Origin of the sequence: Kitasatospora sp. CM 4170, from assembly GCF_032110285.1 — a bacterium.
GTDB lineage: Bacteria > Actinomycetota > Actinomycetes > Streptomycetales > Streptomycetaceae > Kitasatospora > Kitasatospora aburaviensis.
Map to the genome: position 1 here is coordinate 2,675,434 of NZ_CP134877.1, position 20,708 is coordinate 2,696,141.

At 72.9% G+C, this 20,708-nt stretch carries 12 protein-coding genes and 2 pseudogenes; 6 read left to right on the forward strand and 8 right to left on the reverse strand.

Features of this window, described 5'->3' with window-relative positions; genetic code table 11:
* Positions 1–155 precede the first annotated feature (155 nt).
* Complete coding sequence (locus RMN57_RS10820) at positions 156–1,142, reverse strand: LuxR C-terminal-related transcriptional regulator (protein ID WP_313763179.1); 987 nt, start codon at positions 1,140–1,142, stop codon at positions 156–158.
* 402 nt (positions 1,143–1,544) lie between these two features.
* On the opposite strand from RMN57_RS10820, the gene RMN57_RS10825 reads away from it, so the two are divergent.
* Together RMN57_RS10825 and RMN57_RS10830 are read left to right on the forward strand one after the other, a co-directional pair.
* Positions 1,545–1,784, forward strand: a complete 240-nt coding sequence (locus RMN57_RS10825; RefSeq protein WP_313763180.1) for a hypothetical protein — start codon at positions 1,545–1,547, stop codon at positions 1,782–1,784.
* 250 nt (positions 1,785–2,034) lie between these two features.
* Positions 2,035–8,247: a DNRLRE domain-containing protein gene (locus RMN57_RS10830; RefSeq protein WP_313763181.1), complete on the forward strand. Its 6,213-nt coding sequence runs from the start codon at positions 2,035–2,037 to the stop codon at positions 8,245–8,247.
* Positions 8,248–8,375: 128 nt separating this feature from the next.
* On the opposite strand, the gene RMN57_RS10835 is transcribed toward RMN57_RS10830, so the two are convergent.
* A complete protein-coding gene (locus tag RMN57_RS10835; RefSeq protein ID WP_313763182.1) occupies positions 8,376–9,476 on the reverse strand; it encodes a HoxN/HupN/NixA family nickel/cobalt transporter in 1,101 nt (366 codons plus the stop codon).
* A 257-nt stretch (positions 9,477–9,733) separates the two neighbouring features.
* On the opposite strand from RMN57_RS10835, the gene RMN57_RS10840 reads away from it, so the two are divergent.
* Both RMN57_RS10840 and RMN57_RS10845 read left to right on the forward strand, forming a co-directional pair.
* Complete coding sequence (locus RMN57_RS10840) at positions 9,734–10,702, forward strand: hydrolase (RefSeq protein WP_313763183.1); 969 nt, start codon at positions 9,734–9,736, stop codon at positions 10,700–10,702.
* 173 nt (positions 10,703–10,875) lie between these two features.
* Positions 10,876–12,777: a CocE/NonD family hydrolase gene (locus tag RMN57_RS10845; protein WP_313763184.1), complete on the forward strand. Its 1,902-nt coding sequence runs from the start codon at positions 10,876–10,878 to the stop codon at positions 12,775–12,777.
* 865 nt (positions 12,778–13,642) lie between these two features.
* On the opposite strand, the gene RMN57_RS10850 is transcribed toward RMN57_RS10845, so the two are convergent.
* The 4 genes and pseudogenes from RMN57_RS10850 to RMN57_RS37040 all read right to left on the reverse strand — a co-directional run.
* On the reverse strand, positions 13,643–14,851 hold the full coding sequence (locus tag RMN57_RS10850) for a hypothetical protein (RefSeq protein ID WP_313763185.1): 1,209 nt from the start codon (positions 14,849–14,851) through the stop codon (positions 13,643–13,645).
* The gene (locus RMN57_RS10855; RefSeq protein ID WP_313763186.1) at positions 14,841–15,443 is read right to left on the reverse strand and encodes a SigE family RNA polymerase sigma factor; all 603 of its coding nucleotides are present in this window, start codon (positions 15,441–15,443) and stop codon (positions 14,841–14,843) included. Before RMN57_RS10855 ends, RMN57_RS10850 begins: the two co-directional genes overlap by 11 nt.
* Before the next feature lie 172 nt (positions 15,444–15,615).
* Positions 15,616–16,335 (reverse strand): annotated as a pseudogene (locus RMN57_RS37035) (putative Ig domain-containing protein); the annotation flags it as partial.
* 210 nt (positions 16,336–16,545) lie between these two features.
* A pseudogene (locus RMN57_RS37040) lies at positions 16,546–17,337 on the reverse strand (trypsin-like peptidase domain-containing protein); the annotation flags it as partial.
* A gap of 166 nt (positions 17,338–17,503) precedes the next feature.
* On the opposite strand from RMN57_RS37040, the gene RMN57_RS10865 reads away from it, so the two are divergent.
* Positions 17,504–18,235, forward strand: coding sequence for a dienelactone hydrolase family protein (locus tag RMN57_RS10865; protein WP_313763188.1), 732 nt, complete (start codon positions 17,504–17,506; stop codon positions 18,233–18,235).
* A 66-nt stretch (positions 18,236–18,301) separates the two neighbouring features.
* On the opposite strand, the gene RMN57_RS10870 is transcribed toward RMN57_RS10865, so the two are convergent.
* Positions 18,302–18,712 (reverse strand): ester cyclase, encoded by a 411-nt coding sequence (locus RMN57_RS10870; protein WP_313763189.1) that lies wholly within the window; start codon positions 18,710–18,712, stop codon positions 18,302–18,304.
* A 110-nt stretch (positions 18,713–18,822) separates the two neighbouring features.
* On the opposite strand from RMN57_RS10870, the gene RMN57_RS10875 reads away from it, so the two are divergent.
* Positions 18,823–19,461 (forward strand): helix-turn-helix domain-containing protein, encoded by a 639-nt coding sequence (locus RMN57_RS10875; RefSeq protein ID WP_313763190.1) that lies wholly within the window; start codon positions 18,823–18,825, stop codon positions 19,459–19,461.
* 121 nt (positions 19,462–19,582) lie between these two features.
* Here RMN57_RS10875 and RMN57_RS10880 read toward each other — a convergent pair whose 3' ends face one another.
* Positions 19,583–20,560: a hypothetical protein gene (locus RMN57_RS10880; RefSeq protein WP_313763191.1), complete on the reverse strand. Its 978-nt coding sequence runs from the start codon at positions 20,558–20,560 to the stop codon at positions 19,583–19,585.
* Positions 20,561–20,708 lie beyond the last annotated feature (148 nt).

Sequence of the window (20,708 nt, forward strand, 5' to 3'; positions counted from 1 at the left end):
ACGCCCCCCGCAGCGCTAGAAGATACGCGCGTAGAAAATGACGCGACAAGACCCCGGCGGTGAACTTTTGATTCCGCCGGAGGAGTGAAAGACCACACTGTGAGGTTGACTACAGACTCGGCGCCCGGTTACAGCCCATTTCCGCAGATCAGGCCCTACAGCCAGCCGCGCTGAGCCGCCTTCAGGCCGGCCTCGAAGCGGCTGGCCGCGTCGAGACGCTCCATCAGCGCGGCCATCTGCCGACGCACCGTCCGGACCGAGACGCCGAGCCGCTTGGCCGCCGCGTCGTCGGTCAGGCCGGTGGAGAGCAGCCGCAGCAGCTCGCGCTCGCCGGCGCTCAGGCCGGTCCCGGCGTCCTCCGGCTGGTCGGCCCCGAGCGGGACGGCCGTCTCCCAGGTCTGCTCGAACAGCGCGACCAGCGAGGCGACGATCCCCGGCTCCTCGGTGCACAGGGCGCCGATCCGGGTGTTCTCCGGGTCGATCGGCACCACCGCGGTGGCGCGGTCGAAGACCAGCATCCGCGGCGGCAGTACCGGCGCGGTGCGCACCTTGCCGCCGAGGCCGGTCATCCACTGCACGTACCCGAAGGTCTCCGGGTCGTTGCGGACGCTGTCCTGGTAGATGGTGCGCAGGGTCACCCCGCGGACCAGGGCGTCCTCGTCCAGCGGCCGGGAGGCGGCCAGGCTCGCGGCGGACTGCGCGCCGCCGGGCATCACGGCCAGGCACTCGTCGGTGAGCCGGGCGGTCAGCACCTCCAGCTTGGCCTGGATCGCGTCCAGGCCGACCAGCCGCTCGCCGCCGTCCACCAGGCTGCTGGTGCGCAGCGTCGCGTACTCGGCGACGGCGCGTGCGACGGCCGCCTTGGAGACGGCCAACTCCTGCTGCCGTCGGGCGAGTTCCTCCTCCTGCCGGCGCAGCAGCAGCTCCAGCCCGCGCTCCGGGCTGACCGGCCAGAGCGCGCCGGGGCGCTCCCGGGAGGCGCGCAGCAGGGTGAGGTCGGCGAGCCGGTCCAGGGCCTCGCGCACGGCGGATTCGGACAGCCGCAGGTGTGCGCAGAGTTCGGGGACGCCGCCTTCGGGGTCGGTCAGCATCTCGCGGTAGACGGCTTCGGCGACGGAGTCCAGCCCCAGCAGTTCCAGCACTGTTCAACGACCCCTGAATCGTCGTGGAGGGATGTGAGGGAATGTCCGAACGGTCCGCCGGCCCCGATCATGCCGCCGGGGGGAGCGGAACCACAAGACATGATCCGGTCACGCGACTTGACGCACGGTCGGCGCTCGAACCGGGCGCGCGATCCGGCCACTCGCGCCCCCGGCGCTCGACCGCGCCTCCGGGACCTCCGGGCCGGCCCTCCGGGGGGTTGCAGCATCCTGCCTGTCCTGATGCTGCCTGCAGCCCCCCCTCCCCGCCGGCGCGTCCGTACCGGAAGGATCTCCCCTGCGCGCGCTCCCCCTCCACCGCACCGCCGCCCTTCCGCTCCACCTCCCACCCCGCTCCACCGCCCTGAACCGACGCCGAACCGCCCGTACAGAACAGGACCCGTCGTGCCCGAGACCGTCCGTCTGCTCGCCGCCACCGCCCTCGCACTCGCCGTCGCCACCGCCGTCGCACCCGCCACCGCCCGGCCCGCCGCCCCGGCCGCCGCCACCTCGACCGTCGTCGCCGTCACCGCCGCGGACGACGGCGGCATCGGCTGGGACACCCCGGCCGCCGGCACCGCCGCCCGCGGACCGATCGGCTGGGACGTCGCGCCGGCCGGGACCCCGGGCATCGGCTGGGACTGACCCCGCCCGGCACCCCGGCCGTCTCGACCGACCCACCGGCCGCCTCCACCAGCCGTCTCCACCGACCGCCTCCACCGCGCCGACGGGCGGGGAGCAGGCGGTCCTCCGCCGGGGTCCCCACCGATCCCGACCCCTCGGAAACTTGGCCGATTCGCATCGGCCGCCCGTTCCGACCCGACTGACATATCCACGACAAGAACCCCCGCAAGACCTCTCATCCCACCGCACCACCAGACCGTCGAGGAGTTCCATGTCACGCCCGAACGGCGATCCCCGGCCCCGGCTCCGGGCCGGGGACGCCGCCCCGCCCGTATCGTCCGCACGCCGCCGGCGCGGCGTCCTCGGCAGGACCGCCGTCGCCCTCGCCGTGGTGCTCGCCGCCGAGTCCGCCGCCGTCATCATGACGACCGGTCAGGCCGTCGCGGTGACCCCGGAGGCCCCCGCCCCCAGGCCGGCCGAGGCGTTCGGCCCGGCCGAGGCCAAGGACGTCGCCACCGCCCACCTCAAGGCCCGGCTGGAGAACCGCCGGATCGAGGTGGTCGACGAGCGCACCGAGTCCACCACCACCTGGATCAACCCGGACGGCACCACCACCCTGGACATGGCCTCCGGCCCGGTCCGGTACAAGGACGGGTCCGGCAAGCTGCAGCCGATCGACATCGACCTGGCCAAGCAGCCGGACGGCAGCGTCAAGGCCAAGGGCCACCCGCTGAACCTCTCCCTCGCCGGCGCCACCCCGGCCGCCGCGGCGTCGAAGTTCAAGGCCTCCGGCGCCCCCGCGGGCGACGCCCAGGCCCCCGCCACCCCGCTGGTCTCGCTGGACAACGGCAACGGCACCAGCATGTCGCTGTCCTGGCGCGGCGCCCTGCCCGCGCCGACCGTCGACGGCACCAGGGCCCGGTACGCCGACGCGCTGACCGCCACCGACCTGGTCATCGAGTCCACCCGCACCGGCTTCGAGCAGTTCCTGGAGCTCAAGGACCGCTCGGCCGTGGCCGCCAACGGCAGCGTCACCCTCACCCTGAACGCGGCCGGTCTCCGGGCGCGCCAGAACGCGGACGGCTCCGTCTCGTTCATCGACCCCGGGACCGGCCAGGAGGCCGGCCAGCTGCCCGCGCCGGTGATGTGGGACGCCCAGGTCGACGAGCGCAGCGGCGACCACACCCACACCGCCCCGGTCGGGCTGAAGGTCACCCAGAACGGCGACGCCGTCGACCTCACGCTCACCCCGGACGCGGCCTTCCTGAACGACCCGAAGACCAGGTACCCGGTCACCGTCGACCCGGCGGTCAACATCGGAGTCGGCTTCGACACCTTCGTCCAGCAGGGCTACGCCACCGACGTCTCCTCGCAGACCGAGCTGAAGCTGGGCAACAACGGCTCCGGCCAGGTCGCCCGCTCGTTCCTGCAGTTCCCGATGGCCCAGATCGCCGGGAAGCAGATCACCAGCGGCAAGCTCAACCTGTGGAACTTCCACTCCTGGTCCTGCACGGCCAAGAGCTGGGAGGTCTGGGACACCAACTCGGCGAGCACCGCCACCCGGTGGACGGCGCAGCCGACCTGGAACCGCAAGTGGGCCACCTCCACGGCCACCAAGGGCTACTCCAGCTCCTGCAACGACGGCTGGGTGAACACCGACATCACCTCGCTGGTGCAGGCCTGGGCCGCCAACGGCAAGTCCAACAACACCCTGGGCATCCGGGCCACCGACGAGACCGACCCGTACGGCTGGAAGAAGTTCAACTCCGGCAACGCGTCCTCGAACACGCCGTACCTGTCGGTCACCTTCAACACCGCGCCGGGTGTCTCCACCCTGGTCTCCCCGGCCGACGGCGCGCTGACCGGCGACTCCACCCCGACGCTCTCCGCCAAGGCGACCGACCCCGACGGCGGCAACGTCCTGCTGGACTTCGAGGTCTGGGCGTCCAACGGCACCGCCGCGCTGCAGTCCGGCCACACCGCCTACGCGGCCTCCGGCTCCACGTTCACCTGGACGCCGGGCACCGCGCTGCCCGCCGGCGGCTACAAGTGGCGCTCCCGCTCCTGGGACGGCACCGCGAACAGCGCCTGGTCCGCCTTCCGCACCTTCACGGTGGACACCACCGCGCCCGGCGCCACCACCATCGCCTCCGGGGACTTCCCGGCCGGCCAGTGGGCGGGCGCCCCGGACGCCAACGGCGACTACAGCGGCAACTTCACCTTCACCCCGCCCACCGGCGACGTGAAGGACGTCCAGTACAAGCTGGACGGCGGCGCCTGGGTGACCGCGGCCACCACCGGCGCCCCGGTCACGGCCAGGCTCACCTTCAAGGCGGGCGCCCACACCGTCACCGCGCACAGCCGGGACGCCGCGGGCAACGTCTCCGCCGACCGGACGTACGCCTTCTTCGCGGGCAAGGGCTCGGCGCTGGTCGCCCCCGGCGCCGGCGAGCGCCCGGCCCGCCGCACCTCGCTGCAGGCCGAGGGCAACTCCACCTACACCGGTGTGCGCTACCAGTACCGCCGCGGCGAGACGGACGCCTGGAAGGACGTCCCGGTCGCCAACGTCACCACCACCGACGGCAAGCCGGTGTCCGCCTGGCCGTTCGCCGCCCCCGGCGGCAGGCCGGCCGCGCTGAACTGGAACATCACCGACACCCTGGCCGAGAACGGCCCGGTGGACGTCCGCGCGGTCTTCACCGACGGCACCGCCACCGACGCCACCGAGCCGAACACCATCACGGTGGACCGCAACGCCGGCACCGCGCCGGAGACCAAGGTCGGCCCGGGCGAGGTGAACACCCTCACCGGTGACCTCGGCCTCTCCGCCACCGACGCCGAGGGCTTCGGCCTGAGCGCCGAGCGCTCCTTCTCCTCCCGCCGGCCGCTGAACGGCTCGGCGCAGGAGGGCCAGGCGGCGATCTTCGGCCCGCAGTGGAGCTCCGGCACCACCGCCGAGATCACCGACGCCGACTACTCCTACCTCCGCCAGACCTCGGCGACCTCGCTCTCGGTGGTCTCCGCGGACGGCTCCGAGGTCGGCTTCACCGCCACCGGCGCCGGCGGCTGGAAGCCCGAGCCGGGGGCCGAGGACCTCACCCTGACCGGCGCGCTCAGCGGTGCCTTCACCCTGAAGGACACCGCCGGCACCACGGTCACCTTCGCCAAGGTCGACCCGGCCGCCACCACCTGGCAGGCCTCCGGCTCCTCGCTGCCCAGCGACAACTCCACCACCTCGGTGGTCTCGGAGAAGGTCGTGGCCGGCGGCAAGACCCTGGCCCGCCCGAAGTACGTGGTCGCGCCGACCTCGGCGACCGCCTCCGCCAACTGCGCCGCCGTGCCGTCCACGGCCGGCTGCCGGGTGCTGGAGTACGTGTACGCCGACACCACCACCGCCACCGCGTCCGCCCTCGGCGACACGGCCGGCCAGGTGAAGCAGATCCGGCTCTGGTCCACCGACCCGGGCGCCTCCGCCGCCACCCCCGTCGTGGTCTCGCAGTACGCCTACGACGACCAGGGCCGACTGCGCGAGGTCTGGGACCCGCGGATCAGCCCGGCGCTGAAGACCGCCTACGCCTACGACGCCGCCGGCCGGGTCACCACCGTCACCGAGGCCGGCGAGCTGCCGTGGACCCTGGAGTACGGCAAGGCCGGCAACGCCGCCACCGCGGGTGACGGCATGCTGCTCGCCGCCTCCCGGCCCACCCTCAAGCAGGGCAGCAAGGACGTCACCGACGGCACCGCGACCACCTCGGTGGTCTACGACGTGCCGCTGAGCGGCGCCAACGCGCCCTACCCGCTGGCGCCGTCCGACGTCGCGGCCTGGGGCCAGACCGACGCCCCCACCGACGCCACCGCGGTGCTCCCGCCCGACGCCGTCCCGGCGGGCCACGACGGCAAGGTGCTCGGCACCGCCGCGTACGCCCGCGCCTCGCTGACCTACACCAACGCCTCCGGGCGCGAGGTCAACACCGCCACCCCCGGCGGCGGCATCACCACCACCGAGTACAACGCCTACGGCAGCCCGGTGCGGACCCTCTCCGCGGAGAACCGCATCCTCGCCCTGGCCACCACCGGTGAGGGCCTGGCCAAGCTCCAGGCGCTCGGGATCGCCGGCCGCTCGACCGCCGACCGCGCCCAGCTGCTCTCCTCGGCCTCGGTCTTCTCCGCCGACGGCAAGCGCCTCACCGAGCAGTTCGACCCGCTGCAGCTGGTCACCCTGGAGCACGACCTGGCCGCCTCCGGCAGCAGCCCGGCCCTCACGGCCGGCGCCGAGGTCGCGGCCCGCGCCCACACCGTGACCGGCTACGACGAGGGCCGCCCGGCCGGCGCCGCGGTCAGCGACCGCGCGACCTCCAGCACGGTCGGCGCCCGGATCGACGGCTACACCGCCGACGCCGACACCCGCACCACCGCCACCTCCTACGACTGGGCCCAGGGCCTGCCCACCCAGTCCGTCCAGGACCCGGCCGGTCTGAAGATCACCACCGCCACCGGCTACGACGCCGGCGGCCGGGTGACCTCGCAGAGCCGTCCGAACTCCAACGGCTCCGACGCCGCCACCACGGTGACCGCGTACTACGGCGCCACCGGCACCGGCGCCTGCGCCGGCCGCCCGGAGTGGGCCGACCTGGTCTGCTCCACCGGCCCGGCCGCGCAGATCGCCGGCGGCGGCGGCGGCAACCCGCTGCAGGTGCCGACCAAGACCTTCCAGTACGACCGCTGGGGCAACGTCTCGGTCGTCACCGAGGTCGCCAACGGCGTCACCCGCACCACCACCCGCAGCTACGACGCGGCCGGCCGGCCGGTGAAGGTCTCGGTCAGCGGCGGCACCGGCACCGCCGTGCCGGACACCGTCCTCGGCTACGACCCCGCCAACGGCGAGCTGGCCACCGTCGCCAACGGCAGGGCGACCATCACCCAGGGCTACGACAAGCTCGGCCGACTGGTCTCCTACGACGACGGCGCCGGCGGCACCACCACCACCGAGTACGACCGGCTGGACCGGGTGGTGAAGAAGTCGGACTCCGTGCCGTCCACCACCACCTACGGCTACGACACCGCCAAGGACCCGCGCGGTCTGCCGACCTCGCTGACCGACTCGGTGGCGGGCACCTTCACCGCCGCCTACGACGTCGAGGGCCGGCTGGTCTCCCAGACCCTGCCGGGCGGCAACACCCTGACCGACACCTACGACAGCCGGGGCATCCAGACCGGCAAGACCTACACCAACCAGGCGGGCACCGTCCTGCTGGCCGACAACGCGGACTACACCGTCCACGGGCAGCAGGCCGGCCGGACCCAGTCCGACGGCAACAGCACCACCAGCAGCTACGGCTACGACTCCACCGGCCGCCTGGTCAAGGCCGCCGACAGCACCGGCCTGGCGTGCGCCACGCGCTCCTACGCGTTCGACCGGAGCAGCAACCGGACCAACCGCACCGTCGTCACCGACGACTGCGACCCGGCCACGACCGACGCCGTCACCAAGTCCGAGAACCACGGCTACGACACCGCCGACCGCCTCACCGACGCCGGCTACGTCTACGACGCCTACGGCCGCACCACCGCCCTGCCGAAGGGCACCCAGCTGAGCTACTACGTCAACGACCTGGTGCGCGGCGAGACCCTCGGCGACACCCGCAGGACCTGGGACCTCGACGCCTCCGGCCGCCTCGCGGTCAGCACCACGGAGACCAGGGGCGCGGACGGCACCTGGGCCGTCACCGACCTGTCGACCAACCACTTCGACGGCGGCAACGACAGCCCGGCCTGGCAGCAGGACGCGGCCGGCCGGCTGACCCGCCACGTCCAGGACCTGACCGGCCGGCTCACGGCCGCCACCGGCACCGACGGCGGCGCGATCCTGCTGCTGACCAACCTGCACGGCGACGTCTCGGTCCAGATGTCCCCCGACGGCACCCAGGACCTCGCCGTCTACCACTACGACGAGTACGGCAACGTCGTCGACGCCACCGGCGCCACCGAGTACGGCTGGCTGGGCGGCTCGCAGCGCGAGTCCGACAGCCTCTCCGGCCTCACCCTGATGGGCGTGCGCCTGTACGACGCCACCACCGGCCGGTTCCTGCAGACCGACCCGGTGCTGGAGGGCTCGCCGAACGCCTACGGCTACCCGGTCGACCCGATCACCATGGACGACCTGACCGGGATGTCCTGGCGGAAGAAGTGGACCGCCTACTTCAGCCGCTCCGAGGGCAACACCATCGGCACCCTGCTGTACATCTCGGGCAAGATCGGCCAGGGCATCTCCAAGATCCTGCGGAAGCTCCCGCACTGGGCCGCCCGGGCCGCCGGCTACGTCCTGTGGGCGCTGTCCTACCTGATGAAGCGGATCGGCAAGCAGTTCCTCAAGGCCGCCAACAAGCGCGGCAGCCACGGGGTGAAGTTCGTCTTCGGGATCTGGCGCTCCAGCCACTGGTGGGTGCCGGACCGTCCGATCTACCGGGTCAGCCCGCGGTACTGAGCCGCGGTGACGACCCGCTGATCTGAGACGGGAAGGCCGGCCCGGGGTTCGCCCCGGGCCGGCCGCCCTCGTTCTGCTCCGACTGCTCCGACTGCTCTGCCTTGCTCGGCGCAGTGGCCCTACTCGGCCTACTCGGCCTTCTCGGCCGCCGCGGCCAGGCCGGCCGACCACTTCTCCTCGACGTTGCCGAGCTTCCAGTAGGCGATCGCCGCCGCCCAGGTGAGCACGAAGAGGCCGACGATGGCGTAGCCGACGAAGTTGAGGTCCAGCCCGCCGATCCAGGCGACCGGGCCGCTGGTGACGTCCAGCTTCTCGCCGAGCAGCCCGATCAGCTCGATCGAGCCGATGACGAGGGCGACCACCACCGAGAGCCCGGTCACGGTCAGGTTGTAGTAGATCTTGCGAACCGGCTTGGAGAACGCCCACTCGTAGGCGAAGTTCATGAACGAGCCGTCGATGGTGTCCAGCAGGCTCATCCCCGCCGCGAACAGGATCGGCAGCACCAGCAGCGCGTACCAGGGCAGTTGGAACGCCGCCGCGCCGCCCGCCAGCACCAGCAGCGAGACCTCGGTGGCGGTGTCGAAGCCGAGCCCGAAGAGCAGGCCGACCGGGTACATGTGCCAGGACTTGGTGACGGCCCTGGTCACCCGCCCCAGGACGCGGTTCATCAGGCCGCGCTTCTCCAGCTGCTCCTCCAGCTCGGCCTCGTCGAACTCGCCCTCGCGCATCTTGCGGAACACCTTGAGGATGCCGTTGAAGGCCCCCAGGTTGATCAGGCCGAGCGCGAGCAGGAACGTCCCGGAGACGGTGACGCCGATCAGGCCGGTGGCCTCGTGCAGGGTGGAGTCGTCGGTCTCCAGCTGCCCGGCGAGCGACTTGATGCCGAAGGCGAGCAGGGCGCAGAGGCCGAAGACGATGGAGGAGTGGCCCAGCGAGAACCAGAAGCCGACCGAGAGCGGCCGCTTGCCCTGGCCCATCAGCTTGCGGGTGGTGTTGTCGATGGCGGCGATGTGGTCCGCGTCGAAGGCGTGCCGCATGCCGAGGGTGTAGGCGGTGAGGCCCATGCCCGCGCCGAAGACCTGGCCGCCCACGTCGTAGTGCTCGGGCGCGATGACCGCGAGCAGCGTGAACCAGCCGATCACGTGCAGCGCGAGGATGAAGCCGCCCATGCCGGCCAGGCGGATCCATTCCTCACGGGTGAGCCGGTCGCGCCAGCGGGGGCCGGTCATCGTTTCGTCCTTTCCTGGGCCTTCCGAGCTGGGCCATCTTTCCCCCAGGATGGAAGTACTTGCAAGTCATGCGCAATTACGAGCCGGTTACCTTCACCGCACGCCCACACCGCCCCACTTGTCATGTACCTCGTCATGAACCGTACAAACGCCCGTAACCTCCGGGGCCTTTCGGCCGCCCGTCTACGCGCGGATACTCGACTTCTACGCGCGAATACTCGGCGCCGCCCCCTCAACTCCCCACGGAGGAACGGCACATGAACCGCACTCGAACGGCTGCCGCGCTGGCCTCGTCGGCCCTGCTCGCGGCCGGCCTGGCCACGCTGGCCCCCACCGCGTCCGCCGCCCCGACCGCCGGCGTCGCCCCCACCCGGGCCACCGCCCCCGCCCTGAGCGCCACCCCCCACCGGGTGCTGTTCGACAACAGCAAGGGCGAGACCGCCGGGAACGCCGACTGGATCATCTCCACCGCCCAGCCCGACCCGCTCGCCCAGAACGCCAACCCCACCACCGAGAAGAGCTGGACCGGCGCGCTCTCCGCCTGGGGCGTCGCCCTGCAGAAGACCGGCCAGTACAGCCTCAAGACCCTCCCGGCCGGCTCCACCATCGGCTACGGCACCGGTGCCGCCCTGGACCTCGCCAACTTCGACACCTTCGTGGTCCCCGAGCCGAACATCCGGTTCAGCGCCGCCGAGAAGGCCGCGCTGATCCGCTTCGTGCAGAACGGCGGCGGGCTCTTCCTGATCTCGGACCACACCCAGAGCGACCGCAACAACGACGGCTGGGACTCCCCCGCGATCATCAACGACCTGTTCACCAACAACGGCGTGAACAACAACGACCCGTTCGGGATCGCGGTCGACGTCAAGAACATCTCCACCGACAACCCGCGCGCGATCAACGACGCCGCCAACCCGGTGCTGCACGGCCCGTTCGGCACCGTCACCGGCTCGATCCTGCGCGCCGGCACCACCTTCACCCTCAAGCCGGCCGACAACCCGAACGTCAAGGGCCTCGTCTACCGGACCGGCTACAGCGGTACCACCGGCGCCTTCTTCGCCACCAGCGGCTACGGCTCCGGCCGGGTCGCGGTCTGGGGCGACAGCTCCCCCGCCGACGACGGCACCGGGCAGCCGAGCAACAACCTGTTCAACGGCTGGAACGACCCGGCCGGCACCAACGCCGCCCTGGCGCTGAACGCCACGGCCTGGCTCAGCAAGGCCTGACGGGGGCCCGCCGTCCTGGCGGGCCCGGCCCGGGTGTCCTGGCGGGCCCGGCCCGGCTCGCCAGGACAGCGCCGGCCTCCTCCCCTAGGGTCGGAATGCTGACGCCCGCGGCGCGGGGCCGCTCCCGCCGCCCCGCCCCACGGGCCCGCCGACCGGGACCGCTGGGAGCCGCCATGTCGCACCCGACCCCCTCGTACCCCTTCCGCACCACCCGCGAGGACCTGCGCATCCCCCTCTCCGACGGCACCGGGCTCCGCGCCCGGCTCTGGCGCCCGGTGACCGACGAGCCGGTGCCCGCCGTACTGGAGTACTCCGCCGGCCGCCTCACCGACTGGACCGCCACCGACGACGCCCGCCGCCACCCCTGGTACGCCGGCCACGGCTACGCCTGCCTCCGGGTCGACGCCCGCGGCCACGGCAACTCCGGCGGCCTGCCCGCCGACCCACCGGACGGCGAGCCTGCGGACGGCGCCGAGGTCCTCGCGTGGCTGGCGGCCCAGCCCTGGTGCAGCGGCCGGATCGGCCTGCTCGGCACCGGCGCCGCCGGCCGCACCGCGCTGCGGCTGGCCGCCCGCGCCCCGGGCGCCGTCCACGCCGTGGTCGCCGCCTGCCCCGAGGTCGGCGACCGCCTCGGCGGTGCCGCCCCGGCCGCCGACCTGCACGTCCGCGCCACCACCCGGCTCGCCGACGCGGCCCGCCCGCCGGACCCGCAGTACGTCGGCGACGACTGGCGGCGGATGTGGCGGGAGCGTCTGGAGTCGCTGGAGCCGTCCTTCCCGCAGCGGCTCGCCGCCGCGGCCGGGGAACCGGCGCCCGACGAGCCGCCCGGAACCGCCGTCGTCCCCACCTTCGCCGTCGCCGGCTGGGGCGACCCGTCCTGCTCCACCCTCCTTGAGCTGCTCTCCTCCGGCCCCGTCCCGGTCCGCGCGGTACTCGGCCCCTGGCCGCACGGGCTGCCCGACGAGGTCCTGCCGGAGACGCTGCGCTGGTGGGACCACTGGCTCCGGGACGTCGACAGCGGCGTCCTCAAGACCCCCGTCCTGCGCAGCTGGATCAGCGGCCGCTGGACCGGCGAGGAGGCCTGGCCCTCCCCCGACGTCCGCGAGATCCACTACGGCCTCGACGGCCCGCTGCGCACCGCCGGCACCGCCTCCGACGACCGCTACGTCCCGGTCCGCTCCCCCCAGCACACCGGCCTCAACGCCGGCGCGTACGTCCCGCTCGGCCGCCCCGCCGACCTGCCGCCGGACCAGCGCGAGGAGGACGGGCGCTCGGTCTGCTTCGACTCGCTGCCGCTGCCGGAGCCGCTCGAACTGCTCGGCACCCCGTCCCTTCAGCTGCGGCTGCGCCCCTCACCGGGCGCCGGCCTGATCGTCGCCCGGCTCTGCGACGTCGCCCCCGACGGCACGTCCACGCTGGTCACCCGCGGCGCGCTGGCCGCGTCACCGGCCGGGGCCCGGGCGCCGGACGCCACCGTCGAGCTCGCCGCCGCCGGCCACACCGTGCCGGCCGGCCACCGGCTGCGGCTGGCGCTCTCCTCGGCCTACTGGCCGTGGCTCTGGCCCGACCCCGAGCCCGCCGGCTTCGGGCTCGACCCCTCGCACAGCACCCTCACGCTCCCGGTCCGCCACCTGGCCGCCGACTCCGGCGCCGAGCCCATCGCGTTCGCGTCCCCCACCCTCCCGCTGCCCCCGCCGCTCCACATCACCGAACCCCTCACGGCCCGCCCGGAACGCCTCACCGTCCACGACATCGGCCGGCACGAGTGGCGCACCGAACTCTCGCCCGCCACCGACGGCACCCGCACCCACCCCGACGGCCTGGTCCGCGACGAGCACACCGTCACCGCCTACCGCATCCTCAGCGGCGCCCCGCTCAGCGCCCAGGCGCGCACCGACCACAGCGTCCGGCTCGAACGCCCGGCCGTCGGCTGGGACGTCACCGTCCACACCCGCACCGAACTCCGCTGCACCGCCACCCACTTCCTCGCCCACACCCACCTGACCGCCCTCGAAGCCGGCAACACCGTCTTCACCCGCGACTGGCAGCACCGCATCCCGCGGAGGGGTGCGTAGCGGGAGCCCCCGGTGAGCCGCGATCGTCTCGCCGTCGTCGTGCTCCGTGAGGTGCTGCGCCGGTCCGGGCAGCACCTCACTGGGCGCTACTGTCCGCCGGCCGTCGCGGACGGGGCCTCGCTGTGGATCTCCCGCGGCGGCCAGACCGTCGGGGCTGTGGGCGCCTTCTTCGCGTGGATAGCTCACGTGGAACTTCCCGTGCGCCCTTCCGCCGAAGGCCGCGAGATCGGTCCGGTCCAGCACCGACCAGCAGGCGCTGCTGGGCAGTTCCACCGGCGAAGGAGCAGTCGTCTTCCACCACCACAGACCGGAGCCGGCCAAGGCCAGGACTGACGCGACCACCACCACGACGACCCGAGTACGCAAGCGGCTCCGCGGACGCTCAGCCACGAATCGCCTGCCCGAACAACGTGGCACCGTCACCGGCACCGGCCCGGAGGTTGTGCGGATTCATCCGCCGCTCGAAGTCCAGATCGACCATCCACCCGCCCCCGTATTCGTGAATTCAAGGCCGGCACGGATCGCGCGCGAGGTTCCCCCCGGAATCGGACGCGAAATCTCCGGTGAGCGGATCCGAAAGGACGCCGCCACCGGCGAGGATTTGACCGTGACCTGTCGCCGGTACACGACCATTCCACAGGCCCATGCCGACCGCACGACAGTTGAGCGACTCTTGAGGAACGGTGGTTCGTCCGCGCGCGGTCCGCCCATCGGAGCCCCCCACGGTGCATCGGGTACAAGCGGGTCCGGCCTGCGCGGCCTCGGGCCCCGATGGCTTCGCGGGGCCGGGGAGGGTGGCGTCCGCGGCCGGTGGCGCGCGGCGGGCCCGCACCGCCGTCCCCTGTGCGGCGGTGCGGGCCCCGGGTCAGCGGAGCCAGGCCGGGGCGGTGACGATGGCCTTGAGTTGGTCGAGGCTGAGGGCCGGGGTGCCCGGGCGGAAGGTGAAGCCGTTCTCCCCGTTCCACTCGTTGAGCTCGATCGCCCGGCCGTCGGCGTAGTGGACCGCCGCCGACCAGTGCAGGATCGGGTCGACCGCCGTCTTGCCGTTCCCGAACCTGTTGGTGACGACCGTGCTGCCGTCCGGGCGGCGCTCCCGGACCGCCAGCGGGCCCGCCGAACCCTCCGACTCCGCGTACTTCTTGTCCTCGATGCCCCGCTCGCCCGGCGGGGTGACGCTCACCGAGAGCATGCTGGTGCGCCCCTCGTACGTCACCGTGAGGTGCGGGCCGTTCCGGCCGTCCTGCCCCGACGGCACGGCGCCCGGCGGGAGCAGCGGGACGAGCGCCGCCAGCAGCTCCTCCGCCTTCGGGCCGGGCTCGGGCGTCGGCGGCTTGGGCGCGTTCTCCCGCGCCGGCAGGGCGTCGAAGAGCCGCCCCCAGGCCGGCGCGGTCACCAGGGCGCGCAGCTGCTCGGCGTCGAGCGGCGGGCTCTGCCGGTTGGGCGTGGCCGGCTGCCCGTTGTGCTCGATGATCATCACCCGTCGGCCGTCCGGCGCCGCCCAGGTCGCGCGCCACTCGCGGTGGTCGTCGCTGTTCCGGTCCTTCAGCTTGTCGACCACCAGCGCGGAACCGTCGGCGGCCACGGTGCGCTCACAGGACTCCTGCGGCATGCTGAAGCCGTCCATGCACACGGCGCCCGCCTCCGGAGTGAGCTCGGTGCGACTGACGGTGTAGGAGATGAGGCTCTCCCCCTTGCCGTCGTCGAACAGGACCGTGCCGCCGGTCTGGTACCGGTCGCCGTTCGGTGCGCCCTGGGCGGGCGTCCCCGCGAACAGCACCCGGGACTTCCCCTGCGGCAGCAGCGAGGTGAACAGGTCGATCGACTCCTCGGCGGTCATCGGCCGTACCGGCTCGGTGGCCGGATGTGCCGCGTGCGAGCCACCGCCGATGACGGTGGTGAGGCCCGCCGTGGCCACCAGCACGGCCGCCAGCCCGCCGGCCGCCAGGGCCCGGCGCTGGTTGCGCCGGCGCCGGCCGCGGCGCTCCGCGGCGGCCGCGAGGGCGTGCAGCCCCGGTTCGGGCGCGAGCGCCACGGCGCCGCGCAGGGCCTGGGCGAATTCGTCTTCAAAGGACACGGCCGAGCACCGCCTTCCTGCCAGTGGGATCCGTTGTCGTGCGGCCGCCGGTGTCGCCGGCGGCCTCCCCGCCGTCGCCGAGGCTCTCGCCGAGGGTGGCGCGCATCCGGGCCAGCGCCCGGCTGCTGCGCGAGCGCACGGCCGTGCTGCTCAGCCTCAGCGCCGCGGCGGTCTCCTCGACGCTGCGGTCCTCCCAGAACCGCAGCACGAGCACCGCGCGGTCCTGCGCCGGGAGCTCGCCGAGGGCGCGCAGCAGGGTCAGCCGCAGCGCCGGGTCCGGGCCGTCCACCGCGATCTCCGGGAGGGTGTCGGTCACCCGCTCCGAACTGCTGCGCCGCCGCCGGTGCGACAGGAAGGTGTTCACCAGCACGGTCTGGGCGTACCCGCTCGGGTTGTCCAGGCGGGATATCCGGCGCCACTTCACGAAGATGCGCCCGAGCGCCTCCTGGACGAGGTCCTCGGCCAGGTGGGCGTCGCCGCCGGTGAGCAGGAAGGCGGTGCGCAGCAGGTGTCGGCCCCGCGAGACCGCGAAGGCCGGGAAGTCGGGCGGCACCGGCTCTGCCGGCTGTTCCGCGCTCGTTGAGTGGTCCATGTCCTTCTAACGCGGTCGACCCGCCGTCATGTGGCAGCGGCGGGACGGGATCTTTTCACGGGCTCACGCCGGCGCCCGAACGGCAGCCCGAGCGGCGACCCGACCGGCCCCGAACGCACGCCGCGGCCGCCCGGTCGGGAACCGGGCGGCCGCGGGTGTCACCGCGTGTGCGTCAGCTGGTGGCGATCGAGGTGTCGTCGATCACGAAGCTCGTCTGCAGCGAGGAGTCCTCGGTGCCGTTGAACTTCAGGGTGACGGTCTGGCCGGCGTAGGCCGACAGGTCGAAGGTGCGCAGCTGGTAGCCGGCGGCGGCGTCCACGTTGGAGTAGGTCTTCAGCGCGGTGCCGTTGACGGTCACGGTCAGCTTGTCGTACACGGTCGAGCCGGACTCACCGGTGTCGATGTGCAGGTAGAAGCTGAGGGTGGCCTTGCAGCCGGACGGGATGGCGACCGTCTGGGAGAGGCTGTCCGTGTGGGTCGAGCCGTAGCCGTTCAGCCAGGCCTTCCACGAACCGCCGTGCGCGGCCTGCGAGGAGCTGTTGTCGACGACGCCGCTGCTGGCCGTCCACGGCGTGGCCGCACCCGACTCGAAGCCCGCGTTGCCGAGCAGCTGCGCCGGCGTGCACGTGCCGCCACCGCCGTTGACCGTCCAGGTGAAGCTGGTGCTGCCGGTCTTGTTCGCCGCGTCCTTGGCCGTGACGGTGACGTTGTACGTTCCCGTCGCCGTCGCGGTGCCGGTGATCAGGCCGGTGGAGGCGTTGATCGACAGGCCGGTGGGCAGGCCGGTGGCCGAGTAGCTGAGCGGCGCGGTGCCGCCACTGGCCGAGATCTGCAGGCTGGCCGAGCCGTTCACCGTGGTGGTCTGGTTGCCCGGGTTGGTCACCGAGACCGTGCCGCTGCCGGCCGGCTTGGTGAGCAGGCAGCCGCTGACGTTGAGGTCGATGACGCGGCCGTTGCCGAGGCAGGTGGTGAACCAGTACGTCTGCTCACCGTAGCTCTGGCCCTTGACGACCTTGGTGGTGCCGTCGGCGGCCACCTCGCACGGGTTGTTGAGGGTGCACATCGCACCGTCGTCGTTGCCGGTGTTGTTGATGCCGACGATCTTCTTGGTGGCGGCGTCGACGATCGGCGAACCGGACGTGCCGTGCGTGGTGTTGCAGCCCGTGCTGTAGCGGATCGAGTCGTGCCAGGTCCACTCGTCCTCGCGCAGCGTGGGGACGAAGCCGTTGATCGAGCAGTTCCACACCTGCTTCCAGTACGACGAGGGTATGAACATCGCCGAGCCGTCGGCCGGGTGGGTGTCACTGATCGTCAGCGCCGTCGCGCCGTACTTCGAGCCGATCGACGCGAAGGTGTCGGTCAGCTGGTACAGGGCGACGTCGGTGCCGGTCATCGTCGCGTACAGCACCTTGTCGGCCTGGACGGTGCCGAGCGAACCGCCGGAGGCGTTCAGCAGCGTGCCGCTGCGGCTGGCGGCCTGGTTCTGGATGACCACGCCGGACGCCGGCATGGTCGGCAGGCAGTGGCCGTTGGTGAGCATCATCGCCCGGTCGGTGTCGACCGAGGAGGGGTAACGCACCAGCGAGGCCGAGCAGTTGCTCAGCGCGATGGTCGACGTCAGGTCGCCGGCCTGGACCGCCTGGGCGGGGGTCGCGGCCAGGGTCAGGCCACCTGCGACGACCGCTCCGGCGCCGGCCAGAGCGGCAAGTCTCTTCAACATGGCTCTCCTTGTGGGGGATTGCGGGGCGTACGACCGGTCGCGGACGCCCGCGCCGCATGAAAGTGCCATGACCACTTCAATGCGGTCAACCATGCCGACAGAACTCGCGCCCTTGATTCCGCCCCGTGCACCCCCCACCACGACGGTGTCCCGCCACCCCACCGCCACGAACATCCCTACCGGACAAGGGAGATGCCGAAACCCGAGGCCCCTGGCAGGAACCTGCCGGATCCACCGCCCCCGACTCCCGGGTCCGCGCCGCACCGACCGCCCGGCGCCCGTTCACCGACCGCGTAGGATGCGGCCGGCGCACAACGACCTACGACGCACGGGTGAATTGATGACGGGTCAGTGGATCACGCTCGGCGAGCCGGGCGGCATCGAGGCGTACCTGCACCGCCCGGAGGGGGAGGTGCGCGGCGCCGTGGTGGTCTGCTCGGAGCTGTACGGGGTGAACGACTACGTCCGACAGACCTGCGCCGACCTGGCCCGGGCCGGGTACGCCGCGCTGGCACCCGACTACTACTGGCGCAACGCCCGCCGTACCGGGCTCGGTTACTCGCCGGAGGAGCGCGAGTCGGGCCTGGTGCTGATGCGCGCGCTCGACCGCGACGAGCTGGTCACGGACGCCGGGGCCGCCCTCGCGGCGGCCCGCGCCGAGGCCGGCGACCGGGGGGTGGCCTTCCTGGGGCTGAGCATGGGCGGACACGTCGCGGTGCGCGCGGCCACCGCGCTGCGCTTCGAACTGGCCGCCGTGTTCTACCCGGGCTGGCTGCTCAACAGCGGGTTCCCGCTCGTCGGCCCGACGCCGCCACTGGAGACCGCCGACCGGATCGCCGCGGGCGGCGCCTTCCTGCTGGGGTTCTGCGGCGAGCTGGACCACATCATCCCGGCCGAGGAGTGGCAGCAGGCCGAGCAGCGCCTCACCGAGGCGAAGGTCCCGCACGAGCTGGTCTCCTACCCCGGCGCCCGCCACGGCTTCGCCTGCTCCGACCGCCCGGCCGACTACGACCCGGAGGCCGGCGCCGACGCCTGGCGCCGGGTGTACGCGGCCCTGGCCGCCCACCTGTAGGCCGCCCGCGACACCCGTGCGGTGCGGCGGCCCGCCCGTGGGCGGGCCGCCCCCGCACGGCCCCGGCTACTCGCCCTTCAGCTGCTGCAGCAGGCCGAGCCGGTCGATGACGGCGTGCCGCTCGCTGATCCGGTCGCCGGCGAAGCGGAACAGGGCGAACGCCTCCATGCTCACTCGCTCGCCGGTGGCGGGCACACCCATCAGCGGGCCGGAGTGCGTGGCCGTCATGCGCCAGCGCACCATCACGTCCTGACCCTCACCGATCAGGTCGAGGATCTCGAACGACGGGTCGGCGTGGGTCTCGTGCACCGCGCGGATCGCATCCTTGAAGCCCTGCGGGCCGCGGACGTTCTGGTGCCGCCCCTCACTGGTGACGAAGTCGTCGGTGAACAGCTCGTCGGCGATGTCCACGTCACCGGCCTCAAGTGCCTTGTAGAGACGACGGATCGCATTCTTGCGGTACTCCACGGTGGTCATACCGGTCCCTCCCGAGTGAATTACTGAGCGATTCATCAGTAAGTTACCCTCTTCCTGAGCGATTACTCAAGAAGGAACCGCCGGGCGCGGAGAACGAAGGATGGGCACGGATGGCACAGCAGCCACGACGCGGCCGCCCCTCGACCGGGGTGCGGGAGGCCGTACTCAGGGCCACCGAGGAGGTGCTCGGAGAAGCGGGACCGGCCCTCTCCACCAAGGAGATCGCACGCCGGGCGGGCGTCGCGGAGTCGAGCATCTTCTACCACTTCGGTGACCGCCTCGGGCTGCTCCAGGCCGTCATCGGGCTGCACCTGCCACTCTTCGCCGACGCCACCGCAGTCCTCGGCGAGGATCCGGACGCGGAGCCGGGTGGTCGTGCTGCCGACGGGGCCGAGGGCGACCCGGTGGCGGACCTCGCCGCACTGCTCACCCGTCTGGAGCGGTTCTACCGCCGCATCATGCCGATCCTCGGCGCCCTGCAGGCCGACGCCCAACTGCGCGAGCTGCTCGCCGCCCGCGACGGCGCGATTGGGCCGCACCTGGCCCTCGGCGCGGTCGCCGACGCGGTCCGGGCCCGCCAGGCGACCGGCCGGCTGCCCTCCGCGCTCGACCCGTCCGCCACGGCCCTGCTCCTGGTCGGCGCGGCTCACCAGCGCGCCCTCCACACCCATCTCCTGGGCGACGCCGCGGCCCGCTTCCTCCCCCCGGCCGGGGCGGTGGCGCGCACCCTCCTCCCGGCCTCCGGCTGAGCCTGCACACGGCACGGGGCGCCGCCGGTCGGTCCGACCGGCGGCGCCCCGCCCGCGCTCGGCCCCGCGGGGCCGTGAGATCCGCGGGGCCCGCGAGACCCGCGAGGCCGCGAGGCCCCGACTACGGCTCCGGGAAGGTGTTCTCGTCCACGTCACTGGTCTTGGCGTTGCCGCCGACCGTCGGCTGCAGCGTGATCGACCACGAGGTGTAGGTGCGGCCGGTCTCGAAGGCCATGGTGTCGTCGAACTTGCTGAAGTCGCAGCTCTGGGTGAACGTCTTGAGCGACGGGTCCCAGTCGACGCCGCCGGAGAAGTAGACGTCGTAGGTCCCGTCCTCGACGCCCTCGATGGACGCCTTCTTGCCCTTGCCGACGTAGACGGAGTGGATCGACTTGCCGTTCTGCGCGAGCGACACCACGGCGTCGGAGCTGCCGCCGTTGTCGACGTTGAGCACGCCCTCGCCCTTGAGCCGGCCCTCGCGGACCATGGTCCCGTTGCCCAGCGATCGGGTCTGCAACTGGCCGGTCTCCGGGGCGTTGTACGTCGTCGGGTACCCGGCGGCGGCCATCTGCTGGAGGGCCGCCGGAATCCCCTTCAGGCCGGCGGACTGGCCGATCTTCGCGAGCGCCGCACCAGGGGTGCAGTAGCTCTTGCGCTTGATCCCGCTCTTGGCCGAGTCCAGGTCGGTGGCCAGCTGGTTGAGCGCGATCACCAGCTGGCGCCGGGCGGTGGTGACGGTGGCGGGCTCGTTGGCGTAGTCCAGGCCGTTGGCGGCCGACCGGACGGCGGTGGCGGCCTCCCCCACGGAGGTGGAGAAGGCGTCCAGACCGGCGGACGGGCTGAGCTTGCCGAGGGCGGCGTTCACCTTGTCGATCTGAACGGTCAGGACCGGGCCGTACGGCGGCTTGGTCGGTGTCGGTGTCGGCGTGGGCGTCGGTGTGGGCGTCCGGGTGGCGGTCGGGCTCGCGGCCGTCGTCGCCGGGTCGCTCTTCCCCTGGCCCAGGCCGAAGGCGTCCGAGCCACCCGACCCGCCGCTGGAGCACGCCGCCAACAGCAGCGCGGCGCCGGCCGCCAGGCCGGCCTTGGTGAAGGACCTCATCAGTTCCCCCGGTGATCTCTCCTGCACGCTCCGTGCATTCCCCGCCGCCATGATCCCGAGCCGATGGGACGCGGTCAACAGGGCGTACAGGCGGCGTACGGAGGCGCAGGCGGGGCGTATGAGGGGGCGCACAGTCCGGTATCCACCG

Excerpts from the sequence above, each read along its gene's own strand:
- RMN57_RS10830 (WP_313763181.1), top strand. The coding sequence starts at position 2,035 with ATGTCACGCCCGAACGGCGATCCCCGGCCCCGGCTCCGGGCCGGGGAC.
- RMN57_RS10835 (WP_313763182.1), bottom strand. The coding sequence starts at position 9,476 with ATGACCGGCCCCCGCTGGCGCGACCGGCTCACCCGTGAGGAATGGATC.
- RMN57_RS10840 (WP_313763183.1), top strand. The coding sequence starts at position 9,734 with ATGAACCGCACTCGAACGGCTGCCGCGCTGGCCTCGTCGGCCCTGCTC.
- RMN57_RS10845 (WP_313763184.1), top strand. The coding sequence starts at position 10,876 with ATGTCGCACCCGACCCCCTCGTACCCCTTCCGCACCACCCGCGAGGAC.
- RMN57_RS10855 (WP_313763186.1), bottom strand. The coding sequence starts at position 15,443 with ATGGACCACTCAACGAGCGCGGAACAGCCGGCAGAGCCGGTGCCGCCC.
- RMN57_RS10865 (WP_313763188.1), top strand. The coding sequence starts at position 17,504 with ATGACGGGTCAGTGGATCACGCTCGGCGAGCCGGGCGGCATCGAGGCG.
- RMN57_RS10870 (WP_313763189.1), bottom strand. The coding sequence starts at position 18,712 with ATGACCACCGTGGAGTACCGCAAGAATGCGATCCGTCGTCTCTACAAG.
- RMN57_RS10875 (WP_313763190.1), top strand. The coding sequence starts at position 18,823 with ATGGCACAGCAGCCACGACGCGGCCGCCCCTCGACCGGGGTGCGGGAG.
- RMN57_RS10880 (WP_313763191.1), bottom strand. The coding sequence starts at position 20,560 with ATGAGGTCCTTCACCAAGGCCGGCCTGGCGGCCGGCGCCGCGCTGCTG.